This window comes from Streptococcus gallolyticus subsp. gallolyticus DSM 16831 (genome assembly GCF_002000985.1).
In the GTDB taxonomy this organism is placed as follows: domain Bacteria; phylum Bacillota; class Bacilli; order Lactobacillales; family Streptococcaceae; genus Streptococcus; species Streptococcus gallolyticus.
In genome coordinates this window covers 1,259,508-1,278,946 of the sequence record NZ_CP018822.1, presented here as the reverse complement: position 1 = coordinate 1,278,946, position 19,439 = coordinate 1,259,508, and the positions used below count along the sequence as shown (strand labels likewise).

Sequence of the window (19,439 nt, the reverse complement as noted above, 5' to 3'; positions counted from 1 at the left end):
TTTTTTCTTTGTAAAATTTGTGAATAATTTATTAATTCTAAAGCGTTTTTATGGTATAATGACGAATATATGATTAAAAATCATATGATGAGCTGAGGACTTTTTAAGATTGGGCGACAAACGTCAGATAAATTGTCCTCCTAATTTCTTAATGTCCTAGTGGCTCTGTTTATCAGAAAGGAGCTGTTATGGCTGAGAATCAACAAGAGCGTATATCGCGCGAACGGCGGAAGATGTTGCTTAGTCGCTTGAAGTCAGAAGTCGGTCCGTATAAACGTGATCTTTATATCGCGGCAGTTTTGTCGTGGATACAATTTTTAATGCGTATTCTCTCATTTTTCCTGATTGCGAAAAGTGTAGAGCACTTATATAAAGGTGAGGCAATCTCACTCATTACTCTTATTTGCCAGCTATTGATACTAAGCGCTATCGGTTTTGCTGTATCATTGCTAGCTAAAAATTATCAAGGAACAGCTTCACAATATGCTCGTAATCATTTAAAAGGAGCTTTTTTTGAAGCGTTTCAAAATCATGGTGGTGAATTCGACGACAAGGACTTTTCTGTTGCTGATATCATGAATGTGGCATCGCAAGGGATTGACACCTTGGACACTTATTTCAACCACTACTTAACAATTTCGTTAAGAGCTTACTTTAATTGTGCAACGGTTCTATTATTAGTTGCGTTTATCTATCCTATTGGTGGTTTGATTTTTCTAGTCAGCCTACCGTTTATTCCTGTGTCTATTATTTTGATGCAAAAGCGTTCTAAAAAGATTATGAACCATTATTGGGCGACTTATATGGACGTTGGTAATCTTTTTATGGATGATTTAAAGGGAATGAATACTCTTTACACCTATGATGCTGACGAACGCTATGAAAAGACATTTATTGAAAAAGCGGAAGAATTTCGTCAATCAACCATGGAATTGTTGAAGTTTCAATTGCAATCTGTTGGTTATATGGACGGTGTCATGTACATTGGTGTCGGGGTTTCAGGATTTGCAGCAGCCGTTTCACTATCACACGGTCATCTTTCATTGTTTAGTTTGATTTTCTTCGTTCTCATTGCAACCGAATTTTTTGCACCAATTCGTGAAATGGGCTATGGTATGCACTTGGTAATGATGAATACTAAAATGGCTGACCGCATTTACACTTTTTTAGATAGCGCAGCGGTAGATGATTCTCAAGAAAGCAAAGCATCGCTACCAACTGATATTAAAGAAATTCGTTTTGATAATGTCAGCTTTTCGTATGACAATACTAAGATTTTATCGAACTTGTCATTTACAATTTCTAAAGGGAAAATTTTTGCTGTCGCTGGTGAAAGTGGTCGTGGGAAAACGACTATTGCGAAACTTCTTCAAAAACAATTATCGGTATCAGAAGGAAAGATTTTCTTTGGTCAACAAGATTTAGCGGATGTTAGTTTGGATGCTGTCAAAGAAAGTGTGATGTATGTATCGCCAGAATCATATCTATTTAATGGAACAATCTATGAGAATCTTGCTCTAGCGACAGATATGTCTCAGGCGCAGTTGCTGACTTGGTTGAATCAACGTCACCTCATGACTTTCTTACAAGATTTACCAGAAGGATTGCAAACCGTGGTCGGAGAAAATGGAAATCTTTTGTCACCAGGTCAACGCCAACAAATTATTTGTGCCCGTGCTCTCCTTGCCAAACGTCCTATCTATATTTTTGATGAAATGACATCAAGTATTGATAGTGAAAACGAGCAATTGCTTTATGACTACATTAAATTAACTGCTCAGAATGCCATTGTTTTGGTTATCTCACATAAAATGAAGCAAGTTTTACAAGCAGAGCAAGTTCTTTTTATTGATAGCAAGCGCACCATTTCACTTGGGCGACCAGAAGCATTATTAACAACTAATGCGGAATTTAAGAAACTCGTGTCAACACAAGAAGAATTGGAGGCGATTTTACATGGCTAGTAAAGAATTATCAACAAAAACACTTGTTAAACGTCTTGCAAATTTGGTTAAAGGCTTATGGCTACAATATGTTTTAGCAGTTGGCGGAGCTGTTTTGGGATTTTTGATGACCATTCTTATTCCAAGTTTAGTCATTCGTCTAGCTTGGCAAGCTTTAGAAGGTCAGACACCGCACTTTTCTTTTGTGGTTATCTTGTTTGCCTTGGGGCTCATGCGGGGTATTTTACGCTACATTGAGCACTTTTTTGGGCATTATGTCGCCTTTAAAACACTTTACGATTTTAGATGCATGGTTTTTGCAAAACTACGTCGTTTAGCACCAACAAAATTGGATCAACAAGATAGCGGAAACATGCTAAAAATGATTGGTGAAGACATTGAAGCAATGGAAGTTTTCTTTGCTCACACCCTTCCACCAGTAATGACAGCCAGTCTAGTAACGATTATTTTAGCGGTTTATTACTGGTCAGTTTCACCTGTGATTGCTGTGATTAGTTTATTGGTTTATGCGATTTTAGCGATTTTCCTACCACGAGCACAGGCACGACAGTTACAACCATTATTGCAGAAGCAGTCACAAACACGCAAAGCTTATATGTCTCATTTTTCGGACAGTTTGCATGGCATGAAAGAATTGCTGCAGTTTGGGCAAATTAAATCAGACTTGGAACACTTAAATAAAGAAAGCGAATCGGTTAATGCGCGTGAAAAAGAGGTGGCACAAGCACAGCACCTGCAAGCAAGTCTATCATTTCTAGTAATTGGATTAGCTATCATGCTAGTAGCAGTTTTGGCTATCTCACAAGCAAACCAAGGACAAATTTCTCTTGTTTCTGCAACAACAATTATTGTTGTCTTTTCAACGTCATTTGCGCCATATTTGGAATTGAGTCGCCTGCCACTTGGCTTTAAACGGGCGATGACAGCAGCTCGTCAAGTTTTTGAATTATTAGATGAGAAAGAATTTGATAAATCAGGTCAAATCTTTGATGAAACAATAGATAGTATTGTCTTAGAAGATATTTCGTTTGCGTATGAGAATCGTAATCAAAGCATTTTCAATCACCTGTCAGTTGCTTTTGAAAATCATAAAATCATTGGTTTAGTTGGACAATCTGGTTCTGGAAAATCCACTCTGATGAAGCTTGTCATGAGATGGTATGATAATACTAAAGGACAAATTTTAGTGAATCATAAGCCACTTTCAACTCTGGCAGCACGTGATATTCAAAATCGTATTGCCTATATTCCACAAATTCCTCAAGTATTCAGCCAAAGTATTCGTGATAATTTGACACTTGGCAATCCAGATATTACAGATGACATGATTTTAGAAGCGGCAGCAAAATGTCGCATTAAAGACAAGATTTTGTCAACTAAGAATGGGTTAGATACGCTCTTAAACAGCGAGCAAACGATATTTTCAGCAGGTGAATTACAACGTTTAGAGTTGACACGAGCTTTACTAAAAGATGCTGATTGTTACATTTTTGATGAACCAACAAGTAACCTCGATTCACTTAACGAGGCAGCATTTTTACAAGTTGTTCGTGAACATTGTAAAGGTTATGTTTTCCTTATTTCTCATCGTTTGAGTACAGTAGCAGCTAGCGATGTTATTTACAAAGTTGAAAATGAAACCTTGACCCAGATATAGCATATGAATATATGTTGGTATTTTAATACTAAATTTAAAAATTCTGTCTTAAAACGAGACAGCTTATATAGATTGGAGTTATTTTGAAAACTAAAGATATTATTACAACAGGAATTTATACAGCACTTTATTTTGTTTTTTTATGTTTAGGAACATTATTATCTGTTCTATTGGCGTATAGTGCAAATATGAAATATGCGCCAGCTTTCATTGCTTTGTTGGCAGGAACAGTTTATATGCTCTTAATTGCTAAAACAAAGAAATTTGGTTGTTTAATACTAATGTCAGCTGTTATTTCCGTTTTCTTCTTTATGTCAGGACATTTCGCCTTTTCGTTCCTTCCAAATTTGATTTGCGGTATTTTAGCGGATATCATTGCAAAATTTGGTAAATATGAAAATAAACTTTACAATTTGATTTCTTATATTATCTTTTCATTCGGAAATTTAGGTCCTGTCATTATGATGTGGGTTGTTCGAGACGCTTATATTGAACATTTGGTTGCGATTGGAAAAGACACAAGTTATATCAATGAAGTAATGGTTAATTTCGATTTTTCAAACGTCGCTTGGCTTTCTTTAACTATCATTATCGGTGGTTTACTTGGCGGTCTATTCGGACAATATATGCTTAAAAAACACTTTAATAAAGCTGGTATGGTAGAGTAATGAATACAGTTACTATTGATGTTCGCACTAAAATAATCTTGCTCTTTTTTACCAATATTTTATTGCTGCTTCATATTTCTGACGGTTATGAATGCCTTTTAATGATTAGCTTAGGAATATTGTTTTTTCTTGAAGGTGATCGAAAAAGAGCGCTATATTATGTCATTCCGTTCTTAGCACTGATTATTTTAGAAGATTATCTATTATCGCCAGAGTATGTGACGTCTTATATTGCTTTGTTTCTAGTTGGTGGGCGTAGATTTTTACCTTGTTTTATGATTGGTGGTAGTATTTTAAAGGGTTCGGTGCATGAATTCATCGTCACTATGCGTACATGGCACATGCCAGAAGGACTTTTAATCGCTATTGCCGTCATGATGCGATTTTTACCAACGATAAAAGAGCATTACCGAATGATTTGTGATAGCCTAAAAATCAGAGGAATTTTTACGAGTCGTTGGATGATTATTCGTCATCCGCTGATGTTTTTTGAATATATTTTAGTGCCTTTGCTGATGAATGCTACTCGTATCGCACAAGATTTGACAATTGCTAGTATGACAAAAGGTGTCGCTAGTAAAAAAAGAAAGACTTCTTATGTGACTTATCGATTTGGCTTAGTTGATTATGCTGCCTATGGCTTTATGGTTATTTTCGTATTAGCTCTCATAACGGGGGTGACATTGTGATGATTTCCGTTAAAAATCTTAAATTCACTTATTTGAACAGTAAGAAATTAAGTCTGAAAATCGATTCTCTCCAAGTTGCTAAGGGGGAATGTTTGGTGCTCTGTGGAAAAAGCGGTAGTGGTAAGACAACCTTTGCAAGATTATTGAATGGTTTAGTACCCGAATACTATCAAGGTAAATTAGAAGGTGACATTCAAGTTGTTGGCATGCAACCAGGGCAAAATTCTGTCGAAGAAATGTCGCAAAAAATTGCCTCTGTATTTCAAAATCCTGCCACACAATTTTTCCACCGCAAAGTTGAACACGAGCTAGTTTTTCCTTGTGAAAACCAAGGGATTGCTCAAACTGACATCCAAAGTCGTCTAAAGCAAACAACCGAGTTATTTAATCTTGAACAGTTGTTGAATTATGATTTACTAAACGCTTCAGGTGGGGAGCAGCAGCGTGTTGCCATTGCGACAGCTAACATGCAAAATCCTCAACTTTTGATACTAGATGAGCCGAGTGCCAATTTAGACCAAACAAGCGTCGAAAGGTTAAAATCACATCTTAAAGCTTTAAAAGCACTCGGAGTGACGATTGTGATAGCTGAGCACCGTCTAGATTTCTTAAAAGATTTAGGTGATACCTATCTGTATTTTGAAAATGGTGAGGTGACTCATACTTGGTCACGTAAGGAGTGGCTACCCCTAAGCGAAGATAAGCGTCATCAGCTTGGTTTACGTGGTGGCAAAAATCTTTCTTTTGCGAGTCAAACATTACCAGAAACGCCTGCTCAAGATAGCCTTCAGGTACACGAGCTTACGCTGACAGCAGGGAAAAAATCTTTGGGGGCTATAAGTCGTTTAGCTTTTCCAGCTGGGAAAATAATAGCTATTCTTGGGCAAAATGGTCTTGGAAAATCAAGTTTTGCAAAGCTTCTTTCTGGTTTAAATAAGTCAAATGGCATTATTTCTCTTGCAGGACGTTCCCTTTCAGAAAAAGAACGTCTTAAAGAGACAGCTTACGTTAGGCAAGAAATTTCCCTTCAACTCTTTTCAGATAGTGTTAAAAAAGAGTTGCTTCTTGGCAATCAGCAGAAAAAGAATTATCAAAAAATTGCTGATAATTTAGGTTTACAAGACTTGTTACAACGTCATCCGCTATCTTTATCAGGTGGTGAACAACAACGTGTTCTTATCGGAAATGCTTTGCTATCAGATAAGAAAATTTTCATCTTTGATGAGCCAACAAGCGGTCTTGATTACGAGCATATGTTAGCTGTTGGGAAACTTTTGCAAGAGTTAAAAGCAGCAGGAAAAATCGTTCTTGTTATCACACACGATAAAGAATTAGTCACGACTGTTTGTGACTATCAACTAGATTTTGCAAACTATATTTCGAATGAATAAGATAGTGGCAAATAAAGTTACTAACAGAGACTTGAAGTCAATGGTTTTGTAGAAAAAGATTCCTCTGCAAGTTTTGATTTCTTGTTGTTAATCTAATTAAAAACGGTCTAGGGATAGACCGTTTTACTTGTCAAAAAATAGTTTTAGTATTATAATACTAAAGTATAAAGGAGATAGTTATGAACGAACTTGTTGAAAATTACAAATCAAATAAGATTGCTAAGATTCCTTTAAAGGAGATTACAGAACATTTTAAAGGTAAGGCAGTTTCAAAATTAGGAGATAGTGGCAATATTTCTGTAATTAATTTAAGCGACATGAACGACACGGGGATTGACTATGCTCACTTAAAGAAAATTGATTGTGATGAAAAAAGTGTCTCACATTATCTGTTGCAAGAAGGAGATGTGTTAATCGCTTCTAAAGGTACAGTGAAAAAAATTGCTGTTTTTGCTGAACAAGATGAACCAGTAATTGCTTCGGCTAACATTACTGTTTTACGTCCTACCAGCGATATTTCAGGTGGTTATATCAGACTGTTTTTGGCATCTGATTTAGGACAAGCACTACTAGATGAGACAAATACTGGTAAGAATGTGATGAATTTAAATACTCAAAAAATTATTAGTATTGAAATACCAAAGATTCCTTCGATTCGCCAAGCCTATTTAATTCAAGGATACGAACAAGGTTTGAAAGACTATAAACGTAAACTAAAAAGAGCAAAACAAGAATGGCAACGTATTCGTAGCGAGGTTGAAAAAAACTTATTTTAATATAGGCATAAGTAAAAGAAGCTAATTGAGCTTCTTTTTTGCTATAATGGTAATAATTAGAAAATTCAAGTGAGGAATTTATGAATAATATTAAATGCCCGCATTGCGGAACTGTTTTTACAATCAATGAGACAGAGTATAGTCAGCTTTTAGCACAAGTCCGTAGCAATGAATTTGATAAAGAAATCCACGACCGTCTTGAAAAAGAAAAGGCTTTGCTAGAAGAAAAATCAAAAAATGATTTGCAAACGCAAGCTAGCGCGAAAGATAAAGAAATCAGCGAGCTAACCACGCAGCTAGAACAGCTAAAACAGACACTAGCCTTAGAAAACCAACGCCTTTTAAGTCAAAAAGAGCAAGAAATCACTGAGTTGAAAGTACAATTGGAAAATCTAACTTCCGTAAAAGACCTTGAATTGACACAAGCGTTGACCGAAAAAGATAAGGAATTGTCAGATTTATCCGCTCAAATCGAGCAGTTAAAACAATCTTTTACCTTAGAAAATCAGCAAGCGCTTAGTAAAAAAGAAACAGAAATCACAGAACTTAAAGTACAATTAGAAAATTTATCTTCCGTAAAAGAGCTAGAACTAAGTCAAGCGTTATCTAAGAAAGATAAGGAATTGGTTGAGGTTCAAAATCAACTGGAACGTTTATCGCTTGAAAACAAAAACAGTCTAGTTGAAGCCGTTGCGGCTGTTGAAAAAGAACGTGATGATGCCAAATCAAAACTAGCTCTTCAAGAAAAAGAGGCAGAATTATCCTTAGCTTCTGTCAAGAGTGACTATGAAGCGCAACTAAAAGCGGCTAACGAGCAGGTGGAATTTTACAAAAATTTCAAAGCGCAACAATCTACAAAAGCTATCGGAGAAAGTTTAGAAGTCTATGCTGAAACGGAGTTTAACAAGGTTCGTGCTTACGCTTTTCCAAATGCCACTTTCGGTAAAGACAATGAAGTATCAAGTCGTGGTTCAAAAGGGGATTTCATTTATCGTGAAACGGACGAAAATGGTATTGAAATACTATCCATCATGTTTGAGATGAAAAATGAAGCGGATGAAACAAAAACGAAGCACAAAAATAGAGATTTCTATAAAGAATTAGACAAAGACCGTCGCGAGAAAAATTGTGAGTATGCCGTTTTAGTAACCATGCTAGAAGCAGACAATGATTACTTTAATACTGGTATTGTTGACGTTAGTCATGAGTATGAAAAAATGTACGTTGTCCGTCCACAGTTATTCATTCAGTTGATTGGTATTTTGCGAAATGCTGCGCTCAACTCACTCAAATACAAGCAAGAGTTAGCTTTGGTACGTGAACAAAATATTGACATCACACACTTTGAAGATGACCTTGAAACCTTTAAAAACGCTTTTGCTAAGAACTATACTTCAGCAAGTAATAACTTCAAAAAAGCCATTGATGAAATTGATAAATCAATCCGCCGCATGGAAGAAGTCAAGCGTTTTTTGACAACTAGTGAAAATCAGCTCCGCCTTGCTAACAATAAATTAGACGATGTTTCCGTCAAAAAATTAACACGAAAAAATCCAACCATGCGTGCCAAATTTGAAGCGTTAAAAGAAGAATAGGGCCTTTCAATGTGGTGTTGTTTCTTTTCCTGAAATGTGTGAGGACTGAAAATGATTATTAGACCTGCTCAACTATTAGATATTGAAAAGTTATCCCCTCTTTATGCTGAACTTGGCTATCCTGTCAAGGAAGCTGAATTGGTTAGACGATTAAAAACAGTTCTTTCTCATCCTGATTACCATCTTTTAGTCGCAGTTGATGACAATGAAATCATTGGGATGATTGGTTATGCTAAAATGTTATTTTTTGAAAATGAAGGTGCCTACTATCATTCTTATTCTGGCAGTATTACAAAACTATCGCCGTAAGGGTGTTGCGACAGCCTTGATAGATGCTGTCAAAAATCGTGCACTATCTGAAAATATTCACGCTTTAGCGCTAAATAGTGGGGATACTTTAGAACGACAAATAGCTCATCGTTTTTATGAAAATTATGGTTTCAAGCAAGCTAGTCGTGGTTATTCTCTCTATCTAAAATAATGTTAATTGTTAATAGTTTCAAAATCATTGTCACTTTGTCTGATGTGTTATAATAAAGCTATCAAATATTGAGGTAATTATTATGAACAATATTATAGATTTATCAAAACCAGTCGCTGAGACGATTAAGGAACATCCAGAAGTGAAGGAGATTTTGGTAGATTTGGGGTTTAAGCCATTGTCAAAACCTGCCATGCTAAACACAGTTGGGAAAGTAACGTCTCTAAAAGCTGGTGCAAAGTTAGCTAATATTTCACTTGAAAAAATTCAACGAACACTTGAATTTAATGGTTATGAAGTGATTGGAGGCAGTTATGACTGAAAATCGTATTGAAATATTAAAAGATATTCTGTTACGTTTGCATCATGGTGCTGATGCTAAGTCTGTTCAAGAGGATTTTGACCAGCATTTTACAGGTGTGTCAGCCTTGGAAATCTCAATGATGGAACATGAGCTAATGGGGACTGATACTGGCATTACTTTTGAGGATGTCATGAGCTTGTGTAATGTTCATGCTAATCTTTTTAAAGGTGCTATCTCAGATGTTGATGTGCCAGATGCGGAGCAAGAAGGGCATCCAGTCTATGTTTTTAAACAAGAAAATCTTGCTTTACGTGCTGCCATGTTACGCATTCGTCGTATTATCGAAAATTATGAAAAGGCTGAAAACGAGGAATTTCGTCCAGATTTGATTCGTGGATTGAAGCATCAGATGAGTCTTTTAGGGCAATTCCAGAATCATTATAATCGTAAAGAAAACCTCTTTTTCCCAGTGATGGAACGATATGGGCATGATGCACCGCCAAAAGTCATGTGGGGTGTTGATGATAACATTAGAGCACTTTTTGAAAAAGCGCAAACTGCTGTGGAGCAGTTACCTGACCTAACAAACGAGGAAATTTCTTCAGCCTTTGAAGCATTCGCAAAAGAATTCGAGGAAATGATTTTCAAGGAAGAAGCTATTCTCTTAATGATTTTACTAGAAACGTTAACTCAAGACGATTGGCTTGCGATTGCCGAAGAAAGTGATGCTTATGGTTATGCGATTGTTAAACCAACAGCTAAATGGCAGCCTCATCGTGAAAATTTTGAGGATACAAAACAAGACCTTGCGCATTCGACAAACCAAACAGAAGATAGTCAAGAAAATTCAACAACTGATAATCAATTGACCAAAGTCATTGATACGCCAGAAGGGCAGTTCACTATTAGTTTTACACCTAAAAAGGAAAGTCAAAGTTTTGACCGTACGAGTCAACAACCATTCGGTAACGGTTACCTATCAGTCGAACAAGCAAATCTCATTCTCAATCATTTACCATTAGAAATCACTTTCGTCAATAAAGATGATATTTTCCAATATTACAACGATAGTAAAGCACCAGATGAAATGATTTTTAAACGGACACCAAGTCAGATTGGACGCCATGTTGAGCTTTGTCATCCACCAAAAGTTTTAGATAAAGTCAAGAAAATTTTTACGCTTTTGCGCTCTGGTGAACGAGATAAAGTTGTGATGTGGTTCAAGTCAGAAAAACTCGGTAAATTTGTTCATGTCACCTACGCTGCTGTTCGTGATGAAAATGGTGAATTTCAAGGCGTCTTAGAATACGTTCAAGAAATTCAAGATTTCTTTGAGTTAGGTAGCGATAACAATCGCGACATTTAAACAGAATAGATAAGAATATAGCTAAAACTCTCATAATGGTGTTTTAGCTTGTCTTTTGTTAGTAAAAAAAGTTATAATAAAGGTTATGATTAACGGAATTATTAATTTAAAAAAAGAAGCAGGAATGACGAGTCACGACGCAGTCTTTAAGCTTCGAAAAATATTGCATGAAAAGAAAATTGGTCACGGAGGAACGCTAGACCCTGACGTTGTTGGAGTTCTGCCAATTGCTGTTGGTAAAGCAACACGTGTGATTGAATACATGACAGAAGCTGGCAAGATTTATCGTGGGCAGATTTGTCTAGGGTATTCGACAACAACGGAAGATGCTAGTGGTGAACGTCTTGAGACAACGCCAGTTAGTGATGTAGCAGTAGAAGAAGTTGACTTGGCTTTGAGAAGTTTTATCGGCGAAATCACTCAAATTCCTCCTATGTACTCAGCAGTTAAAGTCAACGGCAAACGATTATATGAATATGCTCGCGCTGGTCAAACAGTTGAGCGACCTGAACGCCATGTGACAATCCATGATTTCAAACGCACTAGCCCGTTAGAATTTAAAGATGATTGTTGTTATTTTGATTTTGAAGTGGCTTGTAGTAAAGGAACTTATATTCGTACGTTGTCAGTTGATTTAGGAAAAAAACTTGGCTACGCTAGTCATATGTCGTATTTGGAACGCGAAGCTTCAGCTGGTTTACGACTAGAAAATGCCTTAACTTTGGCAGAAATCGCTGATAAAGTAGCTTTGGAAGATTTTTCATTTCTTCTTCCTGTCGAATACGGCGTTATGGATTTACCACGTGTTGATTTGACCGAAGACCAAAAAATAGAGATTTCTTTTGGACGAAAAATTGCTTTGGATAGACAAGATGAACAACTTGCGGGATTTTATGAGGATAAGTTGGTGGCAATTCTTGAGCCGCGAGATGACCTTTACAAACCGCATAAAGTATTTATCTGATTTAGAATGGAAAAAATGGAAATTCAACGAATAAAAGATTACAAAGACATAACAAATGCCAAAGATAGTGTGTTAGTATTAGGATACTTTGATGGGCTTCATCGAGGACACAAGGCATTATTTGATAAAGCAAAAGAGATTGCTAAACGTGATAATTTAGCACTAACTGTCCTAACGTTTAATGAGTCTCCACGTCTTGCTCTATCACGTTTTACGTCTGATTTATTGCTTAGTTTAACCTCGCCTGAAAAGCGCTATGATAAGTTTGCGGAATATGGTGTTGATTATCTGTATTTGATTGATTTTACGTCAACTTTTTCAAAACTCTCTGCAAAAAACTTTTTAGAAAACTACATCAAACAGTTGCGTGCTAAGACAATTGTTGTCGGATTTGATTATAAATTCGGACACGACCGTAAAGATGCTATTGATTTAGCACAGCAATTCAACGGTGAGGTTGTCGTTGTGCCAGAAGTTCAAGATAATGGTGAAAAAATTAGTTCAACACGAATTCGTCAGTTGATTTTTGATGGCAATATTAAAGAAGTTAATCGTTTATTAGGTTACAATTTTAGCACGCGTGGTATTGTCGTACATGGTGATGCGCGTGGGCGAACTATTGGTTTTCCAACGGCTAATCTAGCGCCGATTGATAACGTTTTTCTACCTGGAGACGGCGTTTATGTTTCCGATGTTATTGTCAACGGAAAATCTTATCGCGCCATGACAAGTGTTGGTAAAAATGTCACCTTTGGTGGTACTGAATTACGTCTGGAAGCCAATATTTTTGATTTCAAAGATGAGATTTATGGTGAGACAGTTGAAATAATCTGGTTAGATAAAATCCGCGATATGGTAAAATTTGCAGGCGCTGATGAATTGATTGAACAATTGAAATCTGATAAGGAAGTTGCTGCAAATTGGAAAAAAGATAGCCAAGTTCCTTAAAATTTTGTATAATAAAAGCAACAGTATGGGAGAGGTGGTTATATGATTACTTTATTTTTGTCACCAAGTTGTACGAGCTGCCGAAAAGCTCGCGCTTGGTTAAATGAACACGACGTGAAATTTCAAGAGCATAATATTATCACCAGTCCTCTCAGTCGTGAAGAATTAATGTCGATTTTGGCATTTACTGAGAATGGAACAGAAGATATTATTTCAACACGTTCTAAAGTTTTCCAAAAATTAGATGTTGATGTTGATGAATTATCTGTTTCAAACTTGATTGATTTGATTTCAAAAAATCCAGGATTATTGCGTCGTCCGATTATTTTAGATAACAAGCGAATGCAAATCGGATTTAACGAAGACGAGATTCGTGCCTTTCTGCCACGAGATTATCGTAAACAAGAATTGCGTCAAGCAACCATAAAAGCAGAAATTGAAGGATAGAAAGGAATAACTCAAACTAGTTTCTGATGATTTTGCTAGACTAGTGCACTGCAAAGTTGTCAGAAAGCAAAAAGTGAGATTGCTTTTTGTTAGTTTAATAACTTGATGATTCAAGTTATTTGAGAGTTTTTGGTATCTTAAGATGAAAAATTACAGCTATCCTCTTGATTTGTCTTGGAGCACTGAAGAAATTGCCTCAGTGCTTCATTTTTTGAATCAAGTTGAAGCCGCTTATGAAACAAAGGTTTCTGTAAAAGATATCTTGGACAGCTATGCTATTTTTAAAACCATTGTGAAGAGTAAGGCGCAAGAAAAGCAAATTGATCGTGAATTTGAGAGAAACAGTGGTTATTCAACTTATCAAGCTGTAAAAGCCGCAAAAGCTAAGGAGAAAGGATATATTTCTCTTGGAAAATAAGTTTACATTTGCTAAAGCGTTAATTCGTGCTGCGGGGGACTTTATCAAGGATAATATGGTTCAGGACCTGCAAATTGAAGAAAAAACGCGTTTTGATGATTTGGTGACGAATCTTGATAAGGCAACTCAGGAATTATTAATTACTAAGATTAAGCAAGCTTATCCTAATGACAATATTATGGCTGAAGAAAATAATATTCATCATCCTATTTCAGACGGCAATGTTTGGGTATTAGATCCGATTGACGGTACGGTCAATTTTGTTGTTCAAGGGGCTAATTTTGCGGTAATGATTGCTTATTACGAAAATGGCAAAGGGCAGTTTGGTTTGATTTATGATGTTGCTAACGACATCTTGTATAGCGGTGGTGGACAATTTGACGTTTATGCCAATGACAAACGACTTACATCTTACCAAGATGTGGCGCTTAAACGAACTTTAATCGGCTGCAATGCTAGTATGTTTTCATGCAATTATTGTGGAATTCGTGACCTTATTGACCAGACATTAGGTGTTCGTGTTTATGGCGGAGCTGGTCTTAGTATGGCGTATGTTATGACAGGGCAATTGTTAGCTTATTTCTCATATATTCAACCATGGGATTATGCTGCGGCAAAAATCATGGGAGAGAAATTAGGCTATGTTTTGTTAACACTTGACGGAAAAGAGCCAGATTTTGCAACACGCCAGAAAGTGATGTTTGTTCCTAAGCAGAAACTATCAACGATTCAAACTTATTTGGATTGATACAGAAAGGATTGTCAATGACTGACGGAAAATGCCGCGCATGGTACGAAGGTGACCATATTTTAGAAGAATACCATGATAACGAATGGTGTAAGGTGGCACATGACGACCAATTTCAATTTGAGATGCTGTGCCTAGAAGGGGCAAGTGTTGGTTTGTCATGGAAAACAATCATGCACAAACGTGAAAACTATCGCCGTGCTTTTCATGATTTCGACATTGACACCTGTGCTAAAATGTCAGATGATGAATTGGAACAATTATTGTCAAATTCGGGCTTGATTCGCAACCGAAATAAGATTTTTAGTGTTCGAAAGAACGCTCGAATTGTGCAAGAAATTCAAAAAGAATTCGGCTCTTTTGATGCCTATCTTTGGAGTTTTACAGACGGCAAGCAGATTGATAATAAGTGGAAAACGCCAGAAGATGTGCCGACGGTGTCTGATTTATCAGAGAGAGTAAGCAAAGACATGAAAAAACGTGGCATTGGATTTGTTGGACCCGTTATTACCTACTCATTCCTACAAGCCGTTGGTATTGTTAACGACCATCTCGCTAATTGTGATTATCGATAGTATAACCTAGTGAAATCACTAGGTTTTTTTGGTACTTTTTGTTACAATGAAATAAATTTACAGAAAAGATTTTAATGAGATAGATAAATATTTAAAAGGAGACTTTTTATGATAGATTGGCTGATGACACAAAACGTTGTTTTGTTAGCCTTGTTAGCAGGATTGTTTACATGGGGATGTACCATTCTTGGTTCTGCTGTTGTTTTCTTCTTTACAAAAGTTAGTCGTAAATTGCTTGATGTAATGATGGGATTTGCGGCTGGAGTTATGATTGCGGCTTCTTTTTGGTCCTTGTTGGCGCCAGCTATTGATTACGCACACGCAGACTATGGTAAACTTGCTTGGCTGCCAGCAGCGATTGGTTTTCTGTTGGGTGGTTTTAGTTTACGCTTAATTGACGCCCTGGTTCCACATTTGCACTTGGGAAAAGATGTTTCGGAGGCAGAAGGGATTCAACCAAAGAAAAAATTATCTAAAACAGCTTTGCTTTTTTTAGCTATTACGATTCATAATTTTCCAGAAGGTTTAGCTGTTGGTGTTACTTTTGGAGCGCTAGCGTCTGGCAACATGACGAATGCGGCTCTTATCGGAGCAATTGGACTTGCGATTGGTATTGGGCTACAAAATATCCCTGAGGGGGCGGCGCTTTCCATTCCCATTCGTGCTGACGGTAGTTCACGTTGGCGTGCTTTCTTTATGGGAGCGATGTCTGCGATTGTAGAGCCTATCGGTGCTGTTTTAGGAGCAGCTCTTGTTATTGTCATGCTACAAATCATCCCATATGCTCTTGCCTTTGCGGCTGGTGCCATGATTTTCGTCGTTGTCGAAGAACTTATTCCAGAGTCGCAAACCAACGGCAATACCGATATTGCCACACTTGGACTGATGGTTGGTTTTGTCATTATGATGGTGATGGACGTCGCTTTGGGATAATGTAGGCGTGGAATGCTAAGTTTATTTTGATTACCCCTAGCGGACATTCGCTAGGGGCTTGCTGGTTTTGTGCATATCATTTGGAAATGTTTTCAAAATGTAATAAAATAAAGAAAAGACTAGAAAAGGTGATTTTATGGCGATTACAGTTAATTTGTATTACAAGGGTACTAATGGCAATGCTAAAAAATTCATGGAAGAAATGGAAAAATCAGGTACGGCAGCAGCAATTCGAGCCGAAAAAGGAAATTTGAGATATGATTATTTCTTTCCAGCAAATGACCCTGAAACGGTTTTGTTAATTGACAGTTGGGAAAATCAGAAAGCCATTGACGTGCATCATGCTTCACCAATGATGGACACTCTAGCTGAACTTCGAGAAAAATACGACTTACACATGACCGTAGAACGTTACGTGTCTGATGATAGCGAAGTTGATAGTGAATTTATCCGAAAATAATGACATGCGATAAGAGGATTGGGCAAAATCAATCCTCTTTTTGATTTTCGAATCAGAAAGTTGAGAAATTTATTCGTATGAGATATGATAAGGGTAATATTTTTGGAGGTATTGTTATGACAACATTTGCAGATTATTTTACACCTATTTCAGCCAAGGAGGCTAATGCACAACTTCAAACTGCGGACAATTTTATTCTTTTTATCGGACGTCCGACTTGTCCATATTGTCGCCGTTTTGAGCCAAAACTAACGCAAGTGGCGAAAGATAATCAATTAACTGTTCATTTCTTAAATAGTGAAAATCAAGATTCAGACACGCAAGAGCTTCGCACAACTTATGATGTTCCAACAGTTCCAGGGCTTTTGGTAGCCGAATCAGGTCATGTGAAAGTTGTCTGCGATTCATCCTTATCAGAAGAAGCTATTTTAGATTTTATAACGCATTGATTAGGAGACTGTATGGAAGTAAAACAATATGATTACATTGTTATCGGTGGTGGCTCTGGCGGAATTGCTTCAGCTAATCGTGCTGCTATGCACGGCGCAAAAGTCATTCTTTTTGAAGCAAAGGAAGTCGGTGGAACTTGTGTCAATCTAGGATGTGTTCCTAAAAAAGTCATGTGGTACGGCGCACAGGTAGCTGAAACGCTAAACACCTACGCTAGTGAATACGGTTTTCAAGTTGGTCAAACTTCTTTTGATTTTAAAACTCTGAAAGCCAATCGTGAAGCCTATATTGACCGTATTCATGCTTCTTACGAACGCGGTTTTGATAATAATGGTGTTGAACGTGTCTATGATTATGCGACCTTCGTTGATGCACATACTGTGGAAGTGGCAGGAACGTATTACACAGCGCCGCATATTTTAATTGCTACTGGTGGTCATGCGCTTTATCCCGATATTCCTGGGGCGCAATACGGTATCACATCGGACGGCTTTTTCGAGTTAGATGAAGTGCCAAAACGTACTGCGGTAGTCGGTGCAGGGTATATTGCCGTGGAAGTAGCTGGTGTCTTGCACGCACTCGGTTCAGAAACGCATCTTTTTGTTCGCCGTGAGCGTCCTCTACGAACTTTTGATAAGGAAATCATTGATACTTTGGTGGATGCTATGGCTGAAAATGGTCCAACGTTGCACACTTTTTCGATTCCTAAAGAAGTTATCAAGAATGATGATGATAGTTTGACATTGGTTCTGGAAAATGGTGAGACTTATACAGTTGACACGCTTATTTGGGCAATTGGTCGTAAGGCAAATGTTACTGGTTTTGGTCTTGAAAAGACGGGTGTAGAACTTGATGATAAAGGATTTATCAAAACTGATGACTACGAAAACACATCAGTTGACGGCATTTACGCTCTTGGTGATGTCAATGGTAAATTGGAATTAACACCAGTTGCTGTCAAGGCAGGTCGTCAGCTGTCAGAGCGTCTTTTCAATGACAAACCAAATGCTAAAATGGATTATAAAGATGTAGCGACTGTTATTTTTAGTCACCCAGCAATTGGTTCAATCGGCTATTCAGAAGAAAAAGCCATTGCAGAGTTTGGCGAAGAACAAATCAAAATCTATCGCTCAAGTTTCACACCAATGTACACAGCTTTAGGCAGTCATCGTCAACCAAGTAAGATGAAGCTAGTTACTCTTGGAAAAGATGAAAAAATCATTGGCTTGCATGGAATCGGCTATGGCGTCGATGAAATGATTCAAGGCTTCTCAGTTGCTATCAAAATGGGTGCTACCAAGGAAGATTTTGATAATACGGTAGCCATTCACCCAACAGGAGCAGAAGAATTTGTGACGATGAGATAGTTTTGATGTAGGAAAGTATTGTAATACCATGACTAGAGCTTGAGACGTAATTGTTTCAAGCTTTTTAGTATGTTAATGATTGGCATGTAATTCCTTTTATGCAATTTTGAAATTAAAATTAAATCGTTATGTCATCAAATTAGAAACAAAGATTTGTTAGAATTCACCTAAATAAGGGAGCACATTTCAAAATGTATTTGGGAGGATTATGATGAAAGGAAATCATTACCGAAATTTTATCGTCACTTTGGTGATTGGGATTATTTTTTTAGCTGGCGGTGTAGTGACTGCTATTGTTAATTACAGAAATAATACTGTCACAGCTTTATCGGCAAAAAATCAAGTTTTTAATGGTGAAAACACATCCGCAGACAATGGGGCAATGGTTGTGGTTAATGTGTATGGCATTTATGAAGAACCAATTGCGGATATTGACGGACACAACACGGTTATTTGGTTGATTGCCTATGATAATGGTTATGTTGGAGTGGAGGCAAAAGAGGATGATCAGCAAATTGCGACTCTGATTTCAAAAGGGAGTGATTTGAGTCAGCACCCACAACAATTGATGGTTAAGTATTTTGATACTAATTATAATAACTCCAATGGCATTACCAGTTATTCAAGTGCCATGGAAACGATTGTCGAGCCAACGACTGATTTAGGGGAGCGGTTTAGTTATAGTTCTTACTTGTCGTTATCAGCTGCAAATAGTGATAAACAAGTCAATTATATTGTCGCGGTTATTATTGGTGGAATCGGAGTATTTTTAATTGTTCTAAGTTTTGTAACCAAAGCAAAAACGACTAAAGCTTTCAGCGAGTTTTATGCAGAATATCCTGAGCTAAATGGTTCGATTGAACATTTGCAAGATATAGCAGGATATTCTAACGATAAATTAAAACTTACTATTTATAGACACCATTTGGTTTCTTACTATGGTGCCTTTGCTATCATGGATTTAAATGATATTCAACAACTTTATCATTATGTCATTAAAATCAAACGGACTTTTATTACAATTGGACGAAATTCAATGCTTATCGGTATTACAAAAAATAAAAAGCAGAAAAGCATTTCAATTAAAAATATTGGAAAAACGACTGACAGCGAACTTCAACCGATGTTCGAATATGTTGCACAGCATTTCCCAGAAATCAAATTGGGCAAGGATTAGTTTTTCACAACTTAATCAAGTTATACGATAGTAGATTAATACTAAATAGGACAGCAAAGCT

Annotated in this window: 20 protein-coding genes and 1 pseudogene; all 21 read left to right on the top strand. The window is 37.0% G+C overall.

Annotated features, from left to right (window positions below; translation table 11 throughout):
- The first annotated feature begins 188 nt into the window (after nt 1-188).
- Nucleotides 189-1,964: an ABC transporter ATP-binding protein/permease gene (locus BTR42_RS06450; RefSeq protein WP_077496922.1), complete on the top strand. Its 1,776-nt coding sequence runs from the start codon at nt 189-191 to the stop codon at nt 1,962-1,964.
- Complete coding sequence (locus BTR42_RS06445; protein WP_077496920.1) at nt 1,957-3,621, top strand: ABC transporter ATP-binding protein; 1,665 nt, start codon at nt 1,957-1,959, stop codon at nt 3,619-3,621. The genes BTR42_RS06450 and BTR42_RS06445 overlap by 8 nt, the downstream gene beginning before the upstream one ends.
- An 83-nt stretch (nt 3,622-3,704) precedes the next feature.
- Entirely contained in the window at nt 3,705-4,289 is a 585-nt protein-coding gene (locus BTR42_RS06440; RefSeq protein ID WP_077496918.1) for an MptD family putative ECF transporter S component, read from the top strand.
- Nucleotides 4,289-4,978, top strand: a complete 690-nt coding sequence (locus BTR42_RS06435) for an energy-coupling factor transporter transmembrane component T (protein ID WP_077496916.1) — start codon at nt 4,289-4,291, stop codon at nt 4,976-4,978. Before BTR42_RS06440 ends, BTR42_RS06435 begins: the two co-directional genes overlap by 1 nt.
- A complete protein-coding gene (locus BTR42_RS06430; RefSeq protein ID WP_077496914.1) occupies nt 4,978-6,369 on the top strand; it encodes an ABC transporter ATP-binding protein in 1,392 nt (463 codons plus the stop codon). Before BTR42_RS06435 ends, BTR42_RS06430 begins: the two co-directional genes overlap by 1 nt.
- A 179-nt stretch (nt 6,370-6,548) precedes the next feature.
- Nucleotides 6,549-7,145, top strand: a complete 597-nt coding sequence (locus tag BTR42_RS06425) for a restriction endonuclease subunit S domain-containing protein (RefSeq protein ID WP_077496912.1) — start codon at nt 6,549-6,551, stop codon at nt 7,143-7,145.
- Nucleotides 7,146-7,225: 80 nt separating this feature from the next.
- Nucleotides 7,226-8,740 carry a DUF2130 domain-containing protein gene (locus BTR42_RS06420; protein WP_077496910.1) on the top strand — a complete coding sequence of 505 codons (1,515 nt, stop codon included), beginning with the start codon at nt 7,226-7,228 and terminating at the stop codon, nt 8,738-8,740.
- A 51-nt stretch (nt 8,741-8,791) separates the two neighbouring features.
- Nucleotides 8,792-9,221, top strand: a pseudogene (locus tag BTR42_RS12970) (GNAT family N-acetyltransferase).
- An 82-nt stretch (nt 9,222-9,303) separates the two neighbouring features.
- Nucleotides 9,304-9,543 (top strand): DUF1858 domain-containing protein, encoded by a 240-nt coding sequence (locus tag BTR42_RS06410; RefSeq protein ID WP_009854267.1) that lies wholly within the window; start codon nt 9,304-9,306, stop codon nt 9,541-9,543.
- Entirely contained in the window at nt 9,536-10,891 is a 1,356-nt protein-coding gene (locus BTR42_RS06405; RefSeq protein WP_077496908.1) for a DUF438 domain-containing protein, read from the top strand. The genes BTR42_RS06410 and BTR42_RS06405 overlap by 8 nt, the downstream gene beginning before the upstream one ends.
- 85 nt (nt 10,892-10,976) lie before the next feature.
- Nucleotides 10,977-11,855: a tRNA pseudouridine(55) synthase TruB gene (gene truB, locus BTR42_RS06400; RefSeq protein WP_077496906.1), complete on the top strand. Its 879-nt coding sequence runs from the start codon at nt 10,977-10,979 to the stop codon at nt 11,853-11,855.
- A gap of 15 nt (nt 11,856-11,870) precedes the next feature.
- A complete protein-coding gene (locus BTR42_RS06395) occupies nt 11,871-12,803 on the top strand; it encodes a bifunctional riboflavin kinase/FAD synthetase (RefSeq protein ID WP_306431370.1) in 933 nt (310 codons plus the stop codon).
- Between the two features lie 42 nt (nt 12,804-12,845).
- Entirely contained in the window at nt 12,846-13,250 is a 405-nt protein-coding gene (locus tag BTR42_RS06390) for a Spx/MgsR family RNA polymerase-binding regulatory protein (protein WP_003064911.1), read from the top strand.
- Between the two features lie 142 nt (nt 13,251-13,392).
- The gene (locus tag BTR42_RS06385) at nt 13,393-13,668 is read left to right on the top strand and encodes a UPF0223 family protein (RefSeq protein ID WP_009854263.1); all 276 of its coding nucleotides are present in this window, start codon (nt 13,393-13,395) and stop codon (nt 13,666-13,668) included.
- Nucleotides 13,658-14,416: an inositol monophosphatase family protein gene (locus tag BTR42_RS06380; RefSeq protein ID WP_077496902.1), complete on the top strand. Its 759-nt coding sequence runs from the start codon at nt 13,658-13,660 to the stop codon at nt 14,414-14,416. The genes BTR42_RS06385 and BTR42_RS06380 overlap by 11 nt, the downstream gene beginning before the upstream one ends.
- A gap of 17 nt (nt 14,417-14,433) precedes the next feature.
- Nucleotides 14,434-14,991, top strand: coding sequence for a DNA-3-methyladenine glycosylase I (locus BTR42_RS06375; RefSeq protein WP_077496900.1), 558 nt, complete (start codon nt 14,434-14,436; stop codon nt 14,989-14,991).
- A 108-nt stretch (nt 14,992-15,099) separates the two neighbouring features.
- Nucleotides 15,100-15,924, top strand: coding sequence for a ZIP family metal transporter (locus tag BTR42_RS06370; protein ID WP_009854260.1), 825 nt, complete (start codon nt 15,100-15,102; stop codon nt 15,922-15,924).
- A gap of 136 nt (nt 15,925-16,060) precedes the next feature.
- Nucleotides 16,061-16,384, top strand: coding sequence for a putative quinol monooxygenase (locus BTR42_RS06365; RefSeq protein WP_077496898.1), 324 nt, complete (start codon nt 16,061-16,063; stop codon nt 16,382-16,384).
- Nucleotides 16,385-16,500: 116 nt separating this feature from the next.
- A complete protein-coding gene (locus tag BTR42_RS06360; RefSeq protein ID WP_167367609.1) occupies nt 16,501-16,833 on the top strand; it encodes a DUF6568 family protein in 333 nt (110 codons plus the stop codon).
- 12 nt (nt 16,834-16,845) lie between these two features.
- On the top strand, nt 16,846-18,201 hold the full coding sequence (gene gorA, locus BTR42_RS06355) for a glutathione-disulfide reductase (RefSeq protein ID WP_074657226.1): 1,356 nt from the start codon (nt 16,846-16,848) through the stop codon (nt 18,199-18,201).
- A gap of 208 nt (nt 18,202-18,409) precedes the next feature.
- On the top strand, nt 18,410-19,378 hold the full coding sequence (locus BTR42_RS06350; protein WP_231873043.1) for a hypothetical protein: 969 nt from the start codon (nt 18,410-18,412) through the stop codon (nt 19,376-19,378).
- Nucleotides 19,379-19,439 lie beyond the last annotated feature (61 nt).